General features: G+C 46.0%; 20 protein-coding genes and 1 tRNA gene. 14 read left to right on the plus strand and 7 right to left on the minus strand.

The genetic code is table 11. The annotated features are described in order from the left end of the window. Positions 1 to 23: 23 nt before the first annotated feature. Positions 24 to 1,247 (plus strand): FtsX-like permease family protein, encoded by a 1,224-nt coding sequence (locus ACU37H_RS08105; protein WP_472702030.1) that lies wholly within the window; start codon positions 24 to 26, stop codon positions 1,245 to 1,247. Here the strand turns inward: ACU37H_RS08105 and ACU37H_RS08110 are convergent, their stop codons facing one another. Beyond that, on the minus strand, positions 1,248 to 2,537 hold the full coding sequence (locus tag ACU37H_RS08110) for a bifunctional folylpolyglutamate synthase/dihydrofolate synthase (RefSeq protein ID WP_472702029.1): 1,290 nt from the start codon (positions 2,535 to 2,537) through the stop codon (positions 1,248 to 1,250). 93 nt (positions 2,538 to 2,630) lie between these two features. On the opposite strand from ACU37H_RS08110, the gene ACU37H_RS08115 reads away from it, so the two are divergent. After that, a complete protein-coding gene (locus tag ACU37H_RS08115) occupies positions 2,631 to 3,320 on the plus strand; it encodes a 2-C-methyl-D-erythritol 4-phosphate cytidylyltransferase (protein ID WP_472702028.1) in 690 nt (229 codons plus the stop codon). Positions 3,321 to 3,341: 21 nt separating this feature from the next. Here the strand turns inward: ACU37H_RS08115 and ACU37H_RS08120 are convergent, their stop codons facing one another. Both ACU37H_RS08120 and ACU37H_RS08125 read right to left on the minus strand, forming a co-directional pair. Beyond that, entirely contained in the window at positions 3,342 to 4,316 is a 975-nt protein-coding gene (locus ACU37H_RS08120) for a Gfo/Idh/MocA family protein (RefSeq protein ID WP_472702027.1), read from the minus strand. A gap of 91 nt (positions 4,317 to 4,407) precedes the next feature. Further along, positions 4,408 to 4,478 (minus strand) — tRNA-Gln (locus ACU37H_RS08125). Positions 4,479 to 4,774: 296 nt separating this feature from the next. Between ACU37H_RS08125 and mdh the strand changes: the two genes are divergently transcribed. Continuing rightward, positions 4,775 to 5,704, plus strand: coding sequence for a malate dehydrogenase (mdh, locus tag ACU37H_RS08130; RefSeq protein ID WP_472702026.1), 930 nt, complete (start codon positions 4,775 to 4,777; stop codon positions 5,702 to 5,704). Between the two features lie 86 nt (positions 5,705 to 5,790). Further along, positions 5,791 to 6,906 (plus strand): lipase family protein, encoded by a 1,116-nt coding sequence (locus ACU37H_RS08135; protein WP_472702025.1) that lies wholly within the window; start codon positions 5,791 to 5,793, stop codon positions 6,904 to 6,906. Positions 6,907 to 6,999: 93 nt separating this feature from the next. Here the strand turns inward: ACU37H_RS08135 and ACU37H_RS08140 are convergent, their stop codons facing one another. From ACU37H_RS08140 to ACU37H_RS08155, 4 genes are all read right to left on the minus strand, one after another. Then, entirely contained in the window at positions 7,000 to 7,449 is a 450-nt protein-coding gene (locus ACU37H_RS08140; protein ID WP_472702024.1) for a GatB/YqeY domain-containing protein, read from the minus strand. A gap of 66 nt (positions 7,450 to 7,515) precedes the next feature. Beyond that, on the minus strand, positions 7,516 to 8,733 hold the full coding sequence (locus tag ACU37H_RS08145) for a pseudouridine synthase (protein WP_472702023.1): 1,218 nt from the start codon (positions 8,731 to 8,733) through the stop codon (positions 7,516 to 7,518). A 213-nt stretch (positions 8,734 to 8,946) separates the two neighbouring features. Further along, the gene (locus tag ACU37H_RS08150; protein ID WP_472702022.1) at positions 8,947 to 9,327 is read right to left on the minus strand and encodes a Spy/CpxP family protein refolding chaperone; all 381 of its coding nucleotides are present in this window, start codon (positions 9,325 to 9,327) and stop codon (positions 8,947 to 8,949) included. A 51-nt stretch (positions 9,328 to 9,378) separates the two neighbouring features. Beyond that, positions 9,379 to 10,161, minus strand: a complete 783-nt coding sequence (locus ACU37H_RS08155) for a hypothetical protein (RefSeq protein ID WP_472702021.1) — start codon at positions 10,159 to 10,161, stop codon at positions 9,379 to 9,381. 198 nt (positions 10,162 to 10,359) lie between these two features. Here ACU37H_RS08155 and ACU37H_RS08160 point away from each other — a divergent pair, with 198 nt between their 5' ends. The 10 genes from ACU37H_RS08160 (at position 10,360) to ACU37H_RS08205 (ending at position 20,157) form a co-directional block, all read left to right on the plus strand. Further along, positions 10,360 to 12,711: an ATP-dependent helicase gene (locus ACU37H_RS08160; protein WP_472702020.1), complete on the plus strand. Its 2,352-nt coding sequence runs from the start codon at positions 10,360 to 10,362 to the stop codon at positions 12,709 to 12,711. Positions 12,712 to 12,911: 200 nt separating this feature from the next. Continuing rightward, positions 12,912 to 14,195, plus strand: coding sequence for a chloride channel protein (locus tag ACU37H_RS08165; protein ID WP_472702019.1), 1,284 nt, complete (start codon positions 12,912 to 12,914; stop codon positions 14,193 to 14,195). A gap of 66 nt (positions 14,196 to 14,261) precedes the next feature. Then, complete coding sequence (locus ACU37H_RS08170) at positions 14,262 to 14,498, plus strand: UPF0175 family protein (RefSeq protein WP_472702018.1); 237 nt, start codon at positions 14,262 to 14,264, stop codon at positions 14,496 to 14,498. A 69-nt stretch (positions 14,499 to 14,567) separates the two neighbouring features. Then, positions 14,568 to 14,930: a PIN domain-containing protein gene (locus ACU37H_RS08175; RefSeq protein WP_494407607.1), complete on the plus strand. Its 363-nt coding sequence runs from the start codon at positions 14,568 to 14,570 to the stop codon at positions 14,928 to 14,930. 59 nt (positions 14,931 to 14,989) lie between these two features. Then, entirely contained in the window at positions 14,990 to 15,409 is a 420-nt protein-coding gene (tsaE, locus tag ACU37H_RS08180) for a tRNA (adenosine(37)-N6)-threonylcarbamoyltransferase complex ATPase subunit type 1 TsaE (RefSeq protein ID WP_472702017.1), read from the plus strand. A gap of 125 nt (positions 15,410 to 15,534) precedes the next feature. Continuing rightward, entirely contained in the window at positions 15,535 to 16,749 is a 1,215-nt protein-coding gene (locus ACU37H_RS08185; RefSeq protein WP_472702016.1) for an alanine dehydrogenase, read from the plus strand. 176 nt (positions 16,750 to 16,925) lie between these two features. Then, positions 16,926 to 18,995 carry a hypothetical protein gene (locus ACU37H_RS08190; RefSeq protein ID WP_472702015.1) on the plus strand — a complete coding sequence of 690 codons (2,070 nt, stop codon included), beginning with the start codon at positions 16,926 to 16,928 and terminating at the stop codon, positions 18,993 to 18,995. A 239-nt stretch (positions 18,996 to 19,234) separates the two neighbouring features. Continuing rightward, positions 19,235 to 19,483 carry a type II toxin-antitoxin system ParD family antitoxin gene (locus tag ACU37H_RS08195; RefSeq protein ID WP_472702014.1) on the plus strand — a complete coding sequence of 83 codons (249 nt, stop codon included), beginning with the start codon at positions 19,235 to 19,237 and terminating at the stop codon, positions 19,481 to 19,483. Beyond that, positions 19,476 to 19,775: a type II toxin-antitoxin system RelE/ParE family toxin gene (locus tag ACU37H_RS08200; protein ID WP_472702013.1), complete on the plus strand. Its 300-nt coding sequence runs from the start codon at positions 19,476 to 19,478 to the stop codon at positions 19,773 to 19,775. The genes ACU37H_RS08195 and ACU37H_RS08200 overlap by 8 nt, the downstream gene beginning before the upstream one ends. Further along, a complete protein-coding gene (locus ACU37H_RS08205) occupies positions 19,768 to 20,157 on the plus strand; it encodes a hypothetical protein (RefSeq protein WP_472702012.1) in 390 nt (129 codons plus the stop codon). The genes ACU37H_RS08200 and ACU37H_RS08205 overlap by 8 nt, the downstream gene beginning before the upstream one ends. The last annotated feature ends 43 nt before the right edge of the window (positions 20,158 to 20,200 follow it).

The following is a 20,200-nucleotide window of genomic DNA, read 5'->3' on the forward strand; positions in this document are numbered from 1 at the left end:
CCTAAATCTCAAATTCTAAATTATTGACTTCTCTTTTTGCGTGGCGCTATTTTAAAGCCAAGAAATCCACGAATGCGATCAATATCATTTCGTGGATCTGTATTGTTGCTATTATTGTAGGAACTGCCTCGCTCATTTTAGTATTAAGCGTTTTTAACGGTTTCGAGGGGCTCGTCAAGTCCCTTTACGCCTCTTTTTATCCGGACCTCAAGATCGGCCCTGCCTCCGGCAAGATCATATCGCTGACGCAGGAGCAGATACAGCAAATACGCGGCCTTTCGGGAATTAAAAATTTCTCGCTCGTGGTCGAAGAGAAGGCCATCCTGCAAAACGGCAACAACCAGTCCATTGTTCACCTAAAAGGAGTGGACCATAACTATGAAACAACCACAACGGTAAATCAACATATTTATTCGGGTAAGTTTGACGTGGGCAACAGCCAGCATCCTTTGCTGGTGCTGGGCGTGGGCATAGAAGGCGCGCTGGGCGTGAGGGCCGGCAGCGATGTGGATCCACTGACCATTTACATTCCACGCAAAAGCGACTCGGAGGAATTGAACGAGCTGGAAAACATCAGCACGGACACGATCCATACAGCCGGGTCGTTTATGATCCAACAGGATTTTGACAATAAGTATGTGATGACCAACATCGATTTTCTGCAACGGTCTATGCAATTGAATGCGAATGAATACAGCGGAGTCGAGATCGCTGTGAAAGATCCGTCGGAGACTGAACAGATCGGCCAGCAACTTGCCTCTATCTTCGGACCGAAATACACTGTTCAAAACCGCTACCAGCAAAACCAAAACCTGTATGCGATCATGAACCTGGAGCGGTGGATCTTTTATGCTGTATTATGTATTATACTGATTGTAGCCGCCTTTAATATGGTGGGCGCCCTGACGATGCTGGTCCTGGAAAAACAAAAAGACATCGGCGTGTTAAACGCCCTGGGAGCGCCTAAAAGTTTTATCCTGAAAATATTCCTGGGCGAAGGGTTTTTGTTGGCTACCATCGGTGCAGGCATTGGCATGATCATCGCGCTGGTACTGGTGTTGCTGCAACAGCAATTTCACCTGGTTCCTCTTGAGGGCGGTTCGTTTCTGATCAATTACTTTCCCGTAGAACTAAAAATAACAGACTTCCTGCTCGTAGCCATTACTGTGATGGTGGTCTCATTCCTTGCTTCCTGGGCACCGGCGGTCAAAGCTTCGAAGCAATACTTTTCCTTGCGAAGTGAATAATTACCGGTTTACCTCTCCTACCAGGAACACACTTCCACACACCAGGATCAAATCATCCGTATGCGCGTGAGCAAGCGCTTCGCGAAGAGCATCGTTCACATTTTCATAGACATGACCAGACAGTCCCAACGGGCCGGCCATCTCTTTTAACACAGCACCTTCGAGGGCGCGCGGAATATGAGCATTGGTAAAATAATACCGCGCCTGCTGCGGCAGTAACTGCAACACCGTACTCACATCCTTGTCCTTTACCATCCCCAGCACTATATGCAGGCGATGGTAAGTCGTCAGCTCCAGTTGATTCATCAGCTCGCGCATGCCGCTTTCGTTGTGGGCCACATCCAGCACAACGCGCGGCTGTTGCCGGATCGTTTCCCAGCGGCCGTGCAGGCCGGTTTGCTTTTTAGCATGCCGGAGTCCCTGTTGCAGATGGGCTTCCGTAATCATAAAGTCTGCCTCTTTCAACAGCTGACAGGTTTCCAATGCCGTCAACAGGTTTTTTGATTGGTATTGCCCCGTCAGGTCCAGGTGATAGTTTCTATGATCAGTTTTGCCACGCTCCGCTACCTGTACGATCAGCTCGTGGTCTGTTGCAGTCCAATCCATGACCTGGAAATGATCTCCTGCAAAATAGAGCGGCGCCTGTCTTTCTGCTGCAACATTAGTAAAAACGGCTTCGGTTTCACTGTTGCGTTCGCCGATCACCACCGGCACCTGTTCCTTGATGATGCCTGCTTTTTCCATGGCGATCTTCTCCAGTGTGTCGCCCAGCAATTGCATATGATCAAAGCCGATGTTCGTAATGACAGAGACTACAGGGCGTATGATATTGGTACTGTCTAACCGCCCTCCCAGCCCCGTTTCGATCACCGCAACATCGACATCACTTGTCATAAAATGATGAAAGGCCATGGCAACGGTTATTTCAAAAAAGCTAGGGCGGATCTCCTCGATAACCGGTTGCAGTTTCTCAGTAAAATCAATCACGACTTGTTCAGGGATCATTTCCCCGTTGATTTTAATGCGCTCGCGAAAGTCTTTCAAATGAGGGGAAGTATATAAACCTGTCCGGTAACCTGCCGATTGCAGCACGGATGCAAGCATGTGGCTCACCGATCCCTTGCCGTTCGTGCCGGCAACATGTATCATTTTTTTATGCTGATGCGGGTGGCCCAGTATTTCGCAGAGGACTTTGATATTGGTTAATCCCTCCCTGATCGCCAGGCTTCCGTCGCGGCTGAACAAGGGGAGGCGGTGGTATAGATAGTCTAAAGTTTCCTGGTAGTTCATGATGAGCAAATATACGATGGCGCCCGCCTGGAGAAGTGCGAAACCCGATGATAATCGTATTAAAAACTAGTCGTCCGGCCGTACATTTGCCGGATGAAGAAAGTTGCGATTATCGTTGCCGGAGGTTCCGGGAAAAGAATGGGCGGCAACCTGCCGAAACAGTTCCACATGCTGCATCATAAACCGGTATTGTTTTACACCCTTCAGACCTTCCTGGCTGCTTATGAAGACATGCAGATTGTGCTGGTGCTGGCGGAAGATTATGTCGATATGGGACGCGAGATCATTGACGCCTATTTTGAGAAGGACCGCATCCGGATCACAACCGGCGGACCGACCCGCTTCGACTCCGTGAAGAATGGTCTCTCGCTGATCACGGAGGAAGCGATCGTCTTCGTCCACGACGCGGCAAGATGCACACTTTCTACTGCCTTGATACAGCGCTGTTATGAGACAGCTTTAGAGACCGGCAGCGCCATTCCCGTTGTTCCCTGCAGCGACAGTTTGCGCATCATCAACGAAGATGGCAGCAACGAGGCGCTCGACCGCAGCAAAATCGCGCTGGTACAAACCCCGCAGGTATTTCACAGCAAGATCCTCATACCGGCTTTTAACATTGATTATAAAGAGTGGTTTACAGATGAAGCGAGTGTGGTAGAGGCTTTCGGCATGATGGTGACATTGGTAGAAGGAGAAAAAGAAAATATCAAGATCACTCATCCGGCCGACCTGGCAACGGCAGCAAGCATTTTGTCGGCATCCACTCCGGCAAAGAACAACTAAGCAAGTGATTGTTGCCGGCGATTATCCGGCGATGCTGGCATTGCCAATTTTAGCCAGGATCTGGTGGGCCACATCCATGGCTTTAAGGCCGTCAATTTCCGATACCACCGTCTGGGTATTATTAATGATGGCATCTTTAAATTCTTCGAGCTCTTTTTTGATCGCATTCACCTGTGGCACAGGTGGATTAGCAATGGCAATGGTCTTGGTGCCGCCAGGCGTAGCCATTTCAAAAGCAAATACATCTTTATCCTGCGGCTCTTTGAGCTTGATGATCTCTGTTTTTTTATCCAGGAAATCGATCCCGATATAAGCATCTTTCTGGAAGACCCGCATTTTACGCATTTTCTTCATGGAGATCCGGCTCGACGTCAGGTTGGCCACGCAGCCGTTATCGAATTCGATCCGCACGTTGGCAATGTCAGGCGTGTCGGTCATCACGGCGACGCCACTGGCAGAAATTTTCTTCACGTCGCTCTTAACCAGGCTCAGTATGATATCGATGTCGTGTATCATCAGATCGAGAATCACGCTGACTTCCGTTCCCCGCGGGTTGAACTGCGCCAAACGGTGCACTTCAATGAACATGGGCTTGAGATCGATTCCTTTCAAGGCTAAGAAAGCGGGGTTGAACCGCTCTACATGGCCCACCTGCAGTTTGATATTGGACTCTTTGGCCAGCTTCACCAGCTGGCGGGCTTCGTCCATCGTATGGGCAAAAGGCTTTTCTACAAATACATGTTTTCCCAGCTTGATGGCGCGCTCACACCATTCATAATGATAATTGGTAGGGGCTACAATGTCTATCGCATCGCATAAGCTTAAAAATGCATCGGTATCGGTGAACCGCTTGATCCCGTATTTTTCTACCACGGCGTCAGCATTCTCATCGTTAGGGTCTACAAACCCTACCACTTCCACGTCGCTGATCTCGATCCAGTTGTTCAAATGAAATTTTCCCAGGTGACCGACGCCTACTATTCCAACTTTAAGCATGTCCAAAAGTATTCATTTTTAAATTTCCGTTATCTTTTTTCGGCCGGGTGATAAAAAAAAGAGCAAGTCTGTTAGACCTGCTCTTTTTGCGTTGACCCATAAGGATTCGAACCTTAACTGACTGAACCAAAATCAGTAGTGCTACCGTTACACCATGGGTCAATCCTGTTCCGATTTCTCAATCGGGTCGCAAAAATAAGCAATTCAATTATTTTGAACAAACGGATTTCAAAAAAATATTTTGAAAAAGAAGCGGCCCATAAATATCAGTAAGTTATGAATGGGGTTTGGACCATAACAGTTAATTTAGCAATACCTTATTTTAAAACAAAAACAGATGTAACACATGGCTTGATTCCCCGGATTCTGATGCTTTTCCGGGCTTCCTGCGACCGACACCGTTCGGATCGCCGCCAGGTCAGGCACATGCGGTCTTAAAAAAACAAAAAAATAAACATATGAAAGTAACCGTAGTGGGTGCCGGCGCCGTTGGAGCTACCTGCGCCGATAATATTGCCCGCAAAGAGTTGGCGTCTGAACTGATCTTACTGGATATTAAAGAAGGCGTTGCAGAAGGTAAGGCCATCGATATGATGCAGACCGCTGCGCTCCTCGGCTTTGACACAAAGATCAAAGGGGTGACGAACGATTATGTAGCAACCGAAAATTCGGACGTGGTGGTGATCACTTCCGGTCTGCCCCGGAAACCTGGCATGACGCGGGAAGAACTGATCGGGGTGAACGCCGGTATCGTGAAAAGTGTGACCGAGAACATCTTAAAACATTCTCCCGATACGATCATCATTGTGGTGTCGAATCCCATGGATACCATGAACTATCTCACGCTGAAAACTTCCGGCCTGCCTAAAAATAAGGTGATCGGGATGGGCGGCGCGCTGGACTCAGCACGCTTCCGCTACTACCTGAGCCAGGAACTGCAATGTTCCCCCGCTGATCTGAACGCCGTAGTGATTGGCGGACATGGCGATACAACCATGATCCCGCTGATCAAGCATGCCACCTGGGGAAGCACTCCGGTGACTAATTTCCTGAGCGAGGAACAGCAGCAAAAAATCGTATCGGCAACAATGGTTGGGGGCGCAACACTGACCAAGCTGATCGGCACTTCGGCCTGGTATGCACCGGGAGCAGGCACAGCAGCGATGGTGGAGAGCATTCTCCGTGACGAGAAAAAACTGATATCCAGCGGCGTATACCTTGAAGGAGAATACGGTCAAAGCGATATTTCCCTCGTGGTGCCCGTGACCATCGGAAGAAACGGCTGGGAACAGATCCTGGACTTTAAACTAAGTGAGGAAGAGCAGGCGACCTTTAACAAAAGCGCCGACGCTGTCAGAACGATGAATGATGTATTAAAAACATTATAAAGAACAACTCCTTATCAAAAGCTTCGGTCCACCCCGGAGCTTTTTGATTTTATAATCAGTCCCGTTTTATGAATATGAATAACCGCATGTTAACAAGCCAAGTCCGCACCTCTGTTGTTGGGATGATCCTTCTTTTGATTTGCAGTAGTCCTGCTTTCGCCCAGAGCAAGTTGAAGCCCGGCTTTGACGCCAAGGAATACGTTGCCTTGTTTTCACTATTCTATTTCGGCAGCTCGATTCCCGACAGCAATTTGAGGAAGACAGCGACGGATCCCTATACCCGTCTCTACCGTTCGCCGGAAGTGGGGCTGAAAAACCAGTGGTCTCTGTATCTGAGCAAGGATAATGTGGCGGTCATTTCTATCCGGGGAACGATCGGCGACAAGATCAGCTGGCTGGCCAATTTTTACGCGGCAATGATTCCCGCTGTGGGCAGCCTGCACCTGAACGACTCCACTGATTTTAAATACAAGCTGTCCGCTGACAGCCAGGCTACGGTACACGTGGGCTGGACGGTATCCATGGCCTCGATGGCGCCGGATATTGTCAGCAAGATCGAAGACCTCTATCAAAAGGGCGTGAAGGACTTTTATATTTTCGGGCATAGCCAGGGAGGCGCTATCGCGTTCCTGCTGAGGTCGTACCTGCACTATCTCCAACAAGACGGTAAACTTCCGCGCGATGTTCAATTTAAGACCTATTGCAGCGCCGCTCCTAAGCCGGGGAATATGTACTATGCCTACGATTATGAAAATATCACGCGCGACGGCTGGGGCTTCACCATCGTGAACAGGAAGGATTGGGTGCCTGAATCACCATACACCATCCAGCGCATCCAGGACATGAATGAGCCAAACCCGCTTATCAATACTAAAACGCTGTTGAAAAAGCAAAAATTTGGTGTCCGGCTGATCGGTGGTATTTTATTTGGCAGGGTCAACCGGAAGCCCCAGAAAGCGCAGAAAATGTACACCAAATACCTGGGCAGCACCATTTATAAGCTGGCGATTAAAGACGCTCTTCCCGGCTTTAAAGAACCGGAATATGTTGCTACAAGCAATTACATGAGGGCCGGCACGCCGGTGGTGCTGATGCCGGATGAAGCGTATGACAAGCGATTTAAAGATGAGGGTAAGGACAACTTCCTTCATCACCACTTTGCGCCTTATTATTACCTGGTGCAGAAGCATTATCCCGAATAAAAAAAGCCGGGATCTTTTACGTCCCGGCATTTTTTAACCTGTTCAGACCAATTTCTACAGAAAAATGATCTGCCAATACTTTATTAATAGCAGTTAGGCCAGTAGTTCCTTAACCATCGCTGAAATGGTCTTCCCGTCTGCTTTTCCTGCGAAGGCCTTGCTGGCAACGCCCATCACTTTACCCATATCCGCCGGAGAAGAAGCACCCGTATCTGCGATGATCTGCTGAAGTGCGGCTTTCAATTCTTCAGGCGACATCTGGGCCGGCAAATATTTTTCGATCACGACAATTTCCTGTCTTTCTTTCTCAGCCAGGTCCGGACGATTTTGCTTTTCGAAGATTTCCAGGGAGTCCTTGCGTTGCTTTACGAGCTTCTGTACGATTTTAATTTCTTCGTCTGCAGATATTTCATCCTTCGCGCCTTCCGCTGTTTTGGCCAGCAAAATTGCGGCTTTAATAGCGCGCAGGCTGGTCAGTGCGTTAGCATCTTTTGCTAACATGGCGGTTTTGATATCTGCATTGATCGTTTGTTCTAATGACATGTCTTTACGATTTATTTCAAGGTGTGAAAAATTGATAAAGGAAACTGCTGCACTTCAACCCGCTCATCAAGATGACCTTTTTTTCGCGGGCGCTTTACGGGCAGCCGGCGGCTTAGAAGTGGCAGCCGTTTTACGGGCGGGCTTGTAAGAGGAAGGTCTTTCTGATGCCGGTTTTATACCCGCATTTTTGGATTTGTATGACCCTGGCTCGAACCTCCTGGATGCTGGCTTTGTCGCCGCCTGTCTTGCCTCCGGCTTTTGAAAGCTTTTCCCTTTTGATTCGAACTTTTTTGCTGCCGGTTTTGCAGCCGTGGGCTTTGATTGAAGTCCGCGGGGCTGAGCCGCCTCCTCTCTCACTTCGGCCTTTTTGGCTTTTCCTTCCTTGCCAAAATATTTAAGATTTCTAACTTCCTTTTCTGAAAGGAATCGAAATTTACCCCTTTCCACATTCTTTTTGGTGAGGCCTGCAAACATCACCCTGTCCAGGTTTTTCACTTCATAGCCCTGGCTCTCAAAAATCCGCCTCACAATCCGGTTGCGTCCGCTGTGTATTTCAATGCCGACCTGTGTCTTATCCTTGAGATCGCTGTAGGCCAATACATCTACATGAGCAGGGCCGTCTTCCAGCGTCACTCCTTTTAAAATATTGTCGAAATGCGCTTTATCCAACGGCTTGTCCAGCGTCACGGCATAGATTTTCTTCACCTGGTTGCTCGGATGGGTCAACTTTTGAGCCAGTTCCCCATCGTTCGTGATCAGCAAAACACCGGAGGTATTCCTGTCCAGGCGACCCACTGGGTACACCCGCTCAGGCGTTGCATTTTTAATGATGTCTAAAACAGTCTTACGCTTTTGAGGATCATCGGTCGTGGTGATGTAGTCTTTAGGTTTATTCATCAGGATATACACCAGGTTCTTCGTGATCACCACTTTTTTGCCATTGGCCGTTACCTCGTCTCCTTCGGCCATTTTGTATCCCGGCTCAGTAACCACTTTTCCGTTGACCTTTACTTTCCCGTCGCGGATGAAGTCGGCCGCTTCCCGGCGACTGGTCACCCCGCCATGAGCCAGGTATTTATTCAGAGGCATCTGGGCCACTTCCACTTTTTCGCGAATGATCTTGGGAGCTTCAGCCTGCTGCTGCCGGGCTTCTTTCTTTTTCTGCTCGAAAAACTCGGCCCGCTCTTTTTTGTATTTTCTTTTCTCTTGCTTGAAAGCTTCCTTTACAGCGGCGTTGCTTTTCTTTTTAACAAACTTCGCGAAGCGGGGATCAACTTTTTTCATCCGTAAATATTTTATGTTTTTAACGGTCGAATGGAACTTATCAGGTATATCCCGATGGCTATCGAGATCATTCCCCCGTGTGATAAACTATTTGCTGTTTTTCAACAGTAATTTTAAAAAACAAAGATAGCCATTGATAAAAGAAAAAGCCACCTTATTGCTAAAGTGGCCCTGTCATTTTTGACCATGGAGCTTTTTGCCTGCTGCTTACTGTTATTCCGCTTTTGTCTTCTTGCCCCTCTTGCCTCTTTCTTTCATTTTTGCTTCGAGCTTTGTTTTTTGATCGGCGGTCAGGATACCGTTTACCTTTTCCATACGAGCTTTTCTAAGTTCCATCATTTTTTGTCGCCTGGCGTCATCGCTCAATGCCTGGTCATCTTTCAGCGCCTGGAATTTGGTTCTTTGCTCCTCGTCGATGGCTTTCATTTTGTCCTTTTGATCCTTGGTCAGGTTCAGGTCTGCATACATATCGCGTTGGCCGCCCCTTTTCCGGTCACCCTGCTCCTGTTTGTCTTTGGCAGGCGCATCCTGCGCGAAAGCAGAAGTGATGCTGAAAGCGCTGATCATGGCAGCGAGAAAAATTGTTTTTTTCATGTGTTTATTTTTTATTTTTTTATTAATTCGAACTGTTTGAAAAATGGTCGATCATTTCGCAGTACCGTTTGTTTCGCCGGCATAGCGCTGTGGTGCCTTCAGCAATGTGTTCTGACGCGAGCGGCGCTGGCGTTCATCCCAGGCGGCTTTCTGTTCAGCCGTTAAGATCATTCCCACCCTTCGGCTATACTCCTGCTGAACCTGCCGCAGCTGCTGTTGCTTATCACGTCCCTTTCGCACTTCATCATTTCTTATCGCCTGCAGCCGTAATTTATATTCCTCGCTCAGTTGCTTCAGCTCCTTTCGTTGATCAGCAGTCAGGTTAAGCTCGCTTCCTCCGGTGGCCCATACTTTACTGCTGCGCTTTGGTGTCTTCGTTGCATTTGCCGCTTTGCTTAGTCCGTTCAAATCTTTCCCTGCGCCGGAGGTAGTGTTATTGATCACTCGCCCGGGCGCCTGAGCTGTATTATCTTTTTTACGGATCGCCTGTGCCTGTTTGAGATACTGCTCCTGCTGCTCCGGCGTCAGGATCTCATCCCGCTTTTGCGCCAGTTCCTTTTTCGCCTCGAGCAGCTGCTTTTTTTGCAGTTGTGGCGTCAGGGAAGCGTTTCCCCTGACCTCTTTTACCTTTTGCTGATACTGCTTTTGTAACGACTGCAATTCACGGGCCTGCTCCCGCGTGAGATTGAGATCAGCAAAGGCGCTTTTCTTCGCTTTCTTTTGGGAGGTTGTCGCCACCCCATCGTGAACGCGGGAGGGGATCTCCTGGGCCAATAACGAGCTGGTTATCAATACAAGCCCTGCGACAAAAAACGATCTGATCTGTGCACCCATATTTCCCGGTTTTTGGATTAGATGATTTTCCTGCATCCCACCTGTTGCTGCTTACTGTTAAAACATTTACAAACGATATGTGACCTGATTTTATTTACCGGGTTTAAAAGGCAAGCGTTAAAGGATGCACAAAACGCCCGCCGGTAAATTTTATACCCAATCCTTTTAAAGCAACGCCCCACTTCGTACCTTGCGCCCATGCAGGATTATTTAAAAGGATTGAACGAGCGGCAAAAGGAAGCTGTTTTACATATTACCGGCCCGATCATGATCATCGCAGGAGCGGGAAGCGGTAAAACCAAGGTATTAACCACGCGGATCGCCCATCTGATGGCAAGCGGCGTGGACTCTTTCAATATATTGGCGCTTACGTTTACTAATAAAGCCGCCAGGGAGATGAAAGAGCGGGTTGAACATATTTTAGGCAACAACGAAGCACGGAATTTATATATCGGAACCTTTCATAGCGTGTTCGCCAGGATATTGCGGGCCGAAGCGCACCGGCTGGGTTATCCCAACAGCTTCACCATCTATGATACGGACGACGCCAAAAGCGTAGTAAAAACGGTGATCAATGAAATGCAGCTGGATGATAAACTGTATAAGCCGTCGACGGTATACAACCGCATATCTTCTGCCAAGAACGCCCTGGTGACACCGGCCGATTACGCCAGTGATTACTATGTGCAGCAGGAAGATATCCGCGCCAATCGCCCGGCAATGGCCAAGATCTACGATGCCTATTGCAAGCGGTGTTTTAAGAACGGGGCGATGGATTTTGATGATCTCTTACTCAAGTTTTATGAATTGCTGAAAACCTATCCGGATGCACTCAGCAAATACCAGCATAAATTCAAGTTTATCCTGATTGATGAGTACCAGGATACCAACCCCGCACAGTATGAGATCATCAAGCTGCTGGGCGCCATGCATGAAAATGTATGCGTGGTGGGCGATGATGCCCAGAGTATCTATAGTTTCCGGGGTGCTACCATTCAGAATATCTTACAGTTTCAGAAAGACTACGACGAAGTGAAAGTGGTGAAGCTGGAGCAGAACTACCGCAGTACGCAGACGATCATCAACGTAGCCAACGAGGTCATCAGCAATAATAAAGGACAGATCCCGAAGGTACTGTTCACTGAAAACGCCACCGGCGAAAAGATCAGGATCGTTAAAACGATGTCGGACAATGAAGAGGGAAAATTTGTTGCGGACAGTATCCAGGAGCAAAAGCTCCGCAACCATTTCCTGAATAAGGACTTTGCCATACTTTACCGCACCAATGCCCAGAGCCGTGCCTTCGAGGAAGCCCTGCGCCGCATGGCCATTCCTTACACGATCTACGGAGGCATCAGCTTTTACCAGCGGAAAGAGATCAAAGACCTGGTAGCTTACCTGCGCCTGGTAATTAATACAAGAGATGAAGAAGCGCTCAAGCGCATTATTAATTATCCCGTTCGCGGCATTGGAAAAACCACTATTGATAAGATCATTCTGCTCGCCAATACCCATAATAAAACGATGTGGGAAATATTGACGGAAGCGCCGAAGCATGGTTTCCGCGCGGGCACACTCGACGTGATCAACCAATTTGTAACGATGATCAAAAGCTTTTCGAGCATGCTGGAAAAGCATAATGCGTATGAAGTAGCGTTCCACGTAGGCAAGCAAACGAACCTGGTGAAAGAGCTGTTCAATGATAAGAGCACCGAGGGATTGCAGCGATACGAAAACATTCAGGAGTTGCTCAACTCCATTAAAGAATGGGTGGAAAGCCCCGACAACGAAGAGGGCGAAGTGGTGGATAAAACATTGGGCGCCTACCTGCAGCAGATTACTCTGCTAACGGACGCGGATGAAAAAGATCCGGAGGCGGACACGGTGAAACTGATGACGATACACGCCGCTAAAGGGCTGGAGTTTCAATGTGTCTTTGCCGCGGGGCTGGAGGAGATGTTATTCCCCAATGCGATGAGCATCAATACGCGCGAGGAGCTGGAAGAGGAACGCCGTTTGTTTTATGTGGTAGTGACGCGGGCCAAAAAGAAACTCTGGATCACTTATGCTAATACCCGCTATAAATTCGGGCAGCTGGTACAAAACGAACCGAGCCGCTTTATAGAAGAGCTGCCGGAAGCCCACCTGGACCGGAGCTATTCGGGTGGCGGCACCAAGATGTCGGGCGGTTTTGGCGGAGGAGGCAGCGCCTTCGAACGCATGAGCGGTGGCTGGGGAAGCGGCAGGAAGGCCGTGGCCGATGCGCAACAACGGTATGGCCCGCCTCCCACAAAAAAAACTACTACTCCGAGCTACCTGCCGCCTAAAGCGGAACAAAAAGTGACCGAACATACGCCGAGCGAAGACTTTACGCCCAGTGATATTTCGGAACTATCCGTGGGCAAAAAGGTGGAACACCAGAAGTTTGGATTTGGAGAGATCGTGAAAATGGAAGGCGCCAGTCACAACCCGATGGCCGTGATCCGGTTTGACACGAACGGAGAAAAGAAGATCCTGCTGAATTACGCCAAACTGAAAGTGGTGGGGTGATCTGCGGATCGTTAGTCGCAGATAAAACATTCATCAACGAAACATGGTTAATGTGAAGCGGTTGCGCTTCACATTTTTTTTCCTTAAAACGCCTGTTTGGCCTGCCTTCTCCCGGTCTCCGGCCATTAAATTTATCGTTTGTATCTTTGCGGCTCTCTAACAGGGCATCTCTGCATGCTTCGAATCTCAAAAATGAGCCCGTGCAAAGGAAAAAAATCATCACCCATAACTATTTTAAATTAGGATTGATATCAGCTTTAATAGGCATCATCAGCTGCCTGTTGGCATTTTCATTGAAACACCTGACGGAATATGTTGAGCACAGCATTTGGACCACCGCCAATTCGGTGTCCGCTGCGCTTTTCGTCGTCCTGCCGACCATCGGTATTACTTCGATTTATTTTTTAAGAAAATATGTGTTCCGAAACCGGAAAAATAAAGGCATTACCGAGATCTATAAAACGCTTGATCAACGCAAAGAGCACCTGCCCTTTTTCAAGATTCCGTCTCACTATATTAACGGTTTTCTCACCGTGATCTTTGGCGGATCCACGGGCGTGGAAGTCTCGACCGTTGTGGCTACGGCTACCGTAGGAAACATGGGGTATAAAAGAGAGTTTTCAGCTAAAATGTATAAACGTGAACTAATCTGTGCGGGCGTCACCGCGGGTGTCGCCGTTCTTTTTGCCAGCCCTTTGGCGGGTTGGCTTTTTGCTATGGAAGTCATCGCGCGCAGGATCAGTAAATCGCTGATCATTAGCTGTACAGCTTCTGCCATCGTTGCCGGTCTCTTTGTTTTCTTTTTTGACAATAGCCCGCTGTTGCATTTCCGGATCGGGGAATGGCACTGGTATGCCATCCCGTTCTTTGTCCTGCTGGGTTTGCTGAGCGGGACCCTGTCAATGTATTTTACGCTGCTGGTAACACGCATGAAAAGCCTGTTTGCCCGCATTCATAATAATTTTATCCGGGTGAACCTGGGCGCACTGGTCGTGGGCGCGCTCATCCTGTTCTTTCCGACGCTGTATGGCGATAGTTATCACGGGCTGCACGAGATCCTTCAAACCGTTATCAGCCAGGAAAGCCTTTCGCTGTTACTGCTCGCTGCACTGATCTTGTTAAAGCCGCTGGCCGCCTCGCTGACGCTGGGCGCCGGTGGTGATGGCGGTGTGTTCGCTCCCAGTATCGTGGCCGGTGCTTTCCTGGGCCTGTTGTTCGCCTTGTTCTGCAATCATTATCTCGGTACACAACTCGTGCCGCTCAATTTTGCATTGGTGGGCGCAGCGGCTACACTTTCGGCAGCCATCTTCGCTCCGTTTACCGCGCTGATCCTTGTTTGCAACCTGGTGCCCAATGGCTATGATTTGTTCCTGCCCATCCTGATCGGCTGTTTCACCGCCAAGTTGTTTTCGCAGAGGTTGTTGCCTTACAACGCTTATACGTATGATTTTTACAAAGCGGTAAAAACGGCAGAGACAAGATAGATCTCTCGCTTTCGTTTAGGACTTTGATTGAGATATTTATCTGTAAAATTGGCGTAACTTTAAAATATGAAAACGCTGACAGTTAATATTCCCGACAGCTTAGACGAACAGGAGGCAAAGGTTTTATTTGCCGCAAAGTTATATGAAACAGGATCCTTGTCCCTCGGGCAAGCAGCAGAGATGGCCGGTCATACAAAAAGCACATTTATGGAACTCTTAATTAAGTACGACGTGTCCGTTTTTAATCATTCGGAAGAAGAACTGGAAAAAGATCTGATCAATGCAGAAAGCTATCGTATCTGACACCAGTTGCCTCATCCTTCTCTTTAAGATCGGAGAGCTGAAGTACTAAAAAATTTTTTTGGTATTGTCATTACCACACAAGAAGTTCAACAAGAGTTTGGACATCCTCTTCCCTCTTGGATTAACATTCAGCAACCGAGAGATAAAAATTATCAATCAATACTTGAGGCCACTGTTGACAAAGGAGAAGAAAGCGCTATCGCATTGGCTGTCGAACTTCATGACTGTCTTCTTATTCTCGATGACAAAAAAGGGCGTGGATTAGCAAGAAGGCTGGGTTTGTCCATCACCGGCACAATCGGAATATTGCTTAGCGCAAAACAAGCAGGCTTGATTCATGCAGTGCGGCCCATCCTGGACAAAATTAAAAAAACGAACTTCAGAATCGCACCGGATCTGGAACATGCCATCTTAAAAAAGGCAGGGGAATAGCCCGCCTCGCTTTTCTACATCAATAGAAACAAGGATATTTGCCACCTATTTTTGATAGTATGGATGCAAAAAGAACATATGCGCTTGACGAGATCCGGCCAGCGGCACAATGGCTACTGGATCAGCTTAAAGACAGCAAGGTGGTGGCACTTCATGGAAACATGGGTGCGGGTAAAACCACGCTGGTGAGCACCGTTTGCGAACTGCTGCAGGTGGGTGATGCCGTAAGCAGCCCAACTTTTTCCATCATTAATGAGTATCAATCCCCAGGAGGGAGTGTGTACCATATTGATCTTTACCGGCTCAAAGATGAGGAGGAAGCGATTCGCGCCGGTGTGGAGGATTGCCTGTATAGCGGAGACTATTGCTTCGTGGAGTGGCCCGAACGCGCACCAGATCTGTTTCCTACGGAAACGGTTCATGTCCACATCTCGCTCGAAGATGATACCCATCGAAGGATCGAATTAGCGCAGAAATAGCTAAATTTGGAAATGGGAGCGAATATCGATAGAACATGGGCTATCGGTTCGCTGCCGGTAACCGGATGACGATATTTTTTAGTCGTATTAAATATTATAAACCAAGATAGTATAGTCCAACCTGTATGAGCAAAAGACAGCCTGTTATCAGCACATCCTTCAGCTACGAGACGCTGGAAGAAACCCTTGATATAAAAGTGAAGGGTGAAGGCATGACGATCGGGATACCGAAGGAAATCGCTTTCCAGGAAAACCGGGTGGCGCTGACGCCGGACGCGGTAAGCGTGCTGGTAAGCAATGGTCACAGTGTGATGCTGGAACATAACGCGGGTGATGCCTCTCATTTCAGGGATAAGGAGTACAGCGATGCCGGCGCCAGGATCGTGTATAGCCGCGAAGAAGTCTTTAAAGCGCCCATACTGGTAAAGAGTGCGCCCGTGATAGAAGAAGATCTACCTCTGCTACAAATGAACCAATCCATCATTTCACCGCTACACTTATCGGTATTACGCTCGGAAGTGTTGTGTACGATGATGAAGAAAAAGATTACGGCACTTTCTTTTGAAAATCTCAAGGACGACAGCGACTCCTACCCCATCGTGCGTAGTATGAGCGAAATTGCCGGAAGTGCGGTAATGCTGATCGCCGCTCAATACCTCGGTTCTGCCAATCATGGAAAGGGTGTGCTGCTGGGGGGCATCTCGGGCATTGCTCCTACGAAAGTGATCATCCTGGGTGCAGGCATTGTGGGCGAATATGCCGCGCGTGCAGCACTGGCGCTGGGTGCCTCTGTAAAAGTGTTTGACAATAACGTAAGCCGTTTAAAAAGGCTTCAGAATACAATCGGACAACGCTTGTGGACTTCCGTGATCGAACCTAAATTATTAGCCAAGCAACTGCGCACCTGCGAGGTGGCGGTGGGTGCATTGGCCAACCAGAACGGCCGGACGCCCATGGTGGTAACCGAAGAAATGGTAAGTGGCATGCGTCCGGGGTCAGTGATTATCGACACCAGCATCGACCGCGGCGGCTGTTTTGAAACTTCAGAAGTCACTTCCCACGAATCGCCGATATTCATGAAATATGGCGTCATCCATTATTGCGTTCCTAATATTCCTTCGGGCTTTGCGCGCACCGCTTCCCAGGCAATCAGTAATGTGTTGATGCCCCTGCTGATCGACGCGGGTGAAGAAGGCGGCATTGAAGATCTCGCCTGGCACCGCATCCACCTGCGCAACGGCATTTACCTGTTTAAAGGGCACCTGACTAACTTTTACCTGAGCCAAAGATTTGATTTAAAATATACCGACCTGAATTTGCTGATTGCCAGCCAGAGATAGTAGTTTGAAGATTGCGTATTTTGTATTGCCGGGTAGTTGCGCATGTTATATTGTCACGTGTTCCTCAAAAGTAATTGGCTGATAAGTAGATTGTTAGGGCAATTGTGTGTTCAGAGGAGTTGCGTATATTTGAGAGTTGTAGGCAATACTACCGACCCCATTCCAAGACTTAACATATGGAAATAAAAAAAGTACTCTCTTATAGTTTTTTAGCACATACTCAAACGTCAGGACTTTTAATAAATGACCTATTAGATGTCTTTTTACCACTTGTAAAAAAGGGTTTATCGAACCTATGTCAAAAGGGGTTGAATCGTGACAAAAAAATAACAGTCATTCAAAAAGAAATATTTGATGTTTTTGGAATTGACATTCCAATACCTGTATTAAAACGAGTGCTAGCTAAAATTTCCAATGAGATAAACGATGATTCAAAAACCAAACTCATGCTTTATGGAGATGATTCTTATATTCTTGATGAGTTCGTTTTTTTAGAATATGATGAGTTTGAAGAAAAAAAGAAAATTGAAATAAAAAAAATTGAAAAGTACTTTGAAGAATTTTGCAAACTGAATAACGTTAACAAAGATGACTATTCCTCAATTTTTACATTTATAGAACTCAATAAAGCCTCTCTTTCCAAATATTTTAATGAACACAGAAGTAGCAAAGGACCTCAAGACTTTTCAACTGAGGCAAATTTTTTAAATTTTTTCAAAGGTATACCAGTTGTTTTTGACGAGGTTAAATCAATTTATTTGGGTTCTATCATTTCTTCATATTTAGATTATCAGCCCAATGGAATGTCCCAAAATATGTTAATCCTTTTGGACACAAACTTTTTAACCAGTCTAATAGATTTAGATACACTTGAAGCATACGACACCTGTAACAAATTTATTGAACTCTGTAAAAGTTTAGGCTATAAGACAGGTGTATTGGAAACCACTATACACGAGAGCCAAACATTGTTAAATAAGTTTGCAGAGAACTACAATAAAACATTCCTTGTAAAAAGAATTTATAAGGAAGGAATTTATAGTGCCTGTGATAGGAACAAACACAATCAGGCAGACTTATATAGAATATCAGACAATTTGGAAGATACTTTATTTCAAAAGGGTATTCACATAATGCAGGTTCCGCAGAATATTATTAATACGGCAAGATATAGTAACGAATACGAAACATTAAAAAGAGTTAGAAATAATGATAAAGCTGCTCTTCACGATGCAATAGCAATTTATTATGTGAAAAACCAACGCGGCAATAAACGAATTAAAAAATTTGAAGAAGTAAACTGTTGGTTTGTTAATAATTCGGCAAGTATACTACCTAATACAAGCACGAGTAATAGACTTATACAAAATGGCAATGAATATTTTCAACCGGAAGATATTAAGGTTGATGACTTGATTAATATTTTTTGGCTAAGTAACCCAAACTTTTCAGCGAAGATATCTTTAGACAATTTAGCTGAAATAGGGCTTCACACTTTAATATCACTTTCAATAAATGAAAAATTACCCAAAACTCAAATTTTAAGAGAATTGGATGAAAATATTCAAAAATACGCTAAGGAGAAGATTACAGAACGAGATGTCATTAGAATTGCTACAAGAATTTCGCAACGGAATTTCATTGATATTGATGAACTAAATAACCTTGCTAAAACTGATAATGAAACATTTGTTTCCAAACTTCAAATAGAAGCACAGAAGCAAGCAGATGAAGAAGAAGATAGACGACAAAAAATGGAAGCTCTTTTTAAGGAAATTCAAACCCAGAATAGAAAACTAAAAGAAAGTCGTATTTCCTACCAGAACAAAACAACAATGGTTTCAAAAAGAGAAGCCGAATTGATGCAAGAAAGAGATAGGCTTAAGCAAGATTTTGAGAGAAAAGAAAAAGAGTTTCATAACTCAAATCGACAAAGACTTAGAGAAGATTTTATAAAATCGAAATTGTATAATTGGCGAAGAAAAGGTTGGATAGAACTAATTGTTTGCCTCTTACTTATTAGTGGTATATTAATGTATTGTTTTTATTTATCAAAGTGGAATTGGGATTCGTTTTTTGACAATTACAAGAATAATGTGGTTGTATCAGTAATGCTAACGGCGGTGCTTGCTTTTATGCAAATTGTTACAGTTAGGTCGTTGGTTGACAAGTATCGTAATCATAGTAACATCAAAGCATTTAAAGAACAAATTGTAATCCCTGATGAATTAAGACATATACAATAAAAGTACTGGCACCAACATGGTATTTGCAATAGTGCGGCTTGACGTTAATACTCAACTCCGGTATTTCTATTTAGCTTCAGTGCAAAATCAGCTGACGGAATACTATTTCTGCACCATCGCAAAACCGTACCGCTGGTAGCAATTTTATCCGACAAGCTGCCAACACAAAACACGGAAAATTTTATATCGGAAACCCGCCTATTTACCAATTTTTGGTAACTTTGGAGAAAGTTTATAAAATGAAAAATACATCAATATCACTAGGGGACTATTTTGACCAATTTGTAAGTAATCAAGTATCAGCAGGCCGTTATAAAAATGTTAGTGAAGTTGTTCGGGCTGGACTTCGGCTTTTAGAAGATGAAGAAAACAAAGTAATTGCTTTGAAAGCAGCAATCCAAAAAGGATTGGATAGTCCACGAGTTGAGAATTTTGACTTTAAAGCAAATTTGAAAAGGCTAAAAGAAGAAAAATCAAAAAATGGCTAAAGTTATTTTACTACAAGAAGCCATTAATGACCTAAATGATATTTGGACTTATACTTTTGAAGAATGGTCGGAACAGCAGGCAGACAAGTATTATGCGACTTTGGAATTTGCCTGTGCACAAATTGGAGAAAACCCTGAGCTAGGAAAAGGATATGAAGGAATAAACAGTAACTTGATGGGACTGAGAAGTGGTAAACACATTATTTTCTATCAAGTTATAAACGAACAGGAAATTGAAATAATCAGAATTTTGCACGAACGAATGGACTTGAAAAATAGACTTAATGACTGAAGGTAGAATGGAACCTGCAACGCACAATTGCCAAGATCAATTACCGCATTCACACCGACGCTATCAAAGAAAATCTCATACCACAGCAGGTTACAAAACAGCAGACCGGTTTCGTTTACTCAAGCGAAGCAGACTTATTAAACGTGGCCTGTTCGGAATCACCGCAAAAGAATGGAGCGCCAGCCATCCTGGCCAAAAAGGAAACGTCAGGGATTTCGCAACATTGGAACAATTAGTGGTGTTGAGCAATATGGAAAGCATTAACGCCTTGCTGATCCAGCAGGGATTATCGCAAAGCGAAAGATTAGTCCAGCTCAATAAGGTCGCCATTACGCAAATGAAATCCTTGTTGCAAAGTCACTCGATCAAGACGTTGAAGTAAGAGGATAGTCATAAATAGCGTAACTTAATCACCTCAACCGACT

Source organism: Niabella sp. ZPM-14, from assembly GCF_055693045.2.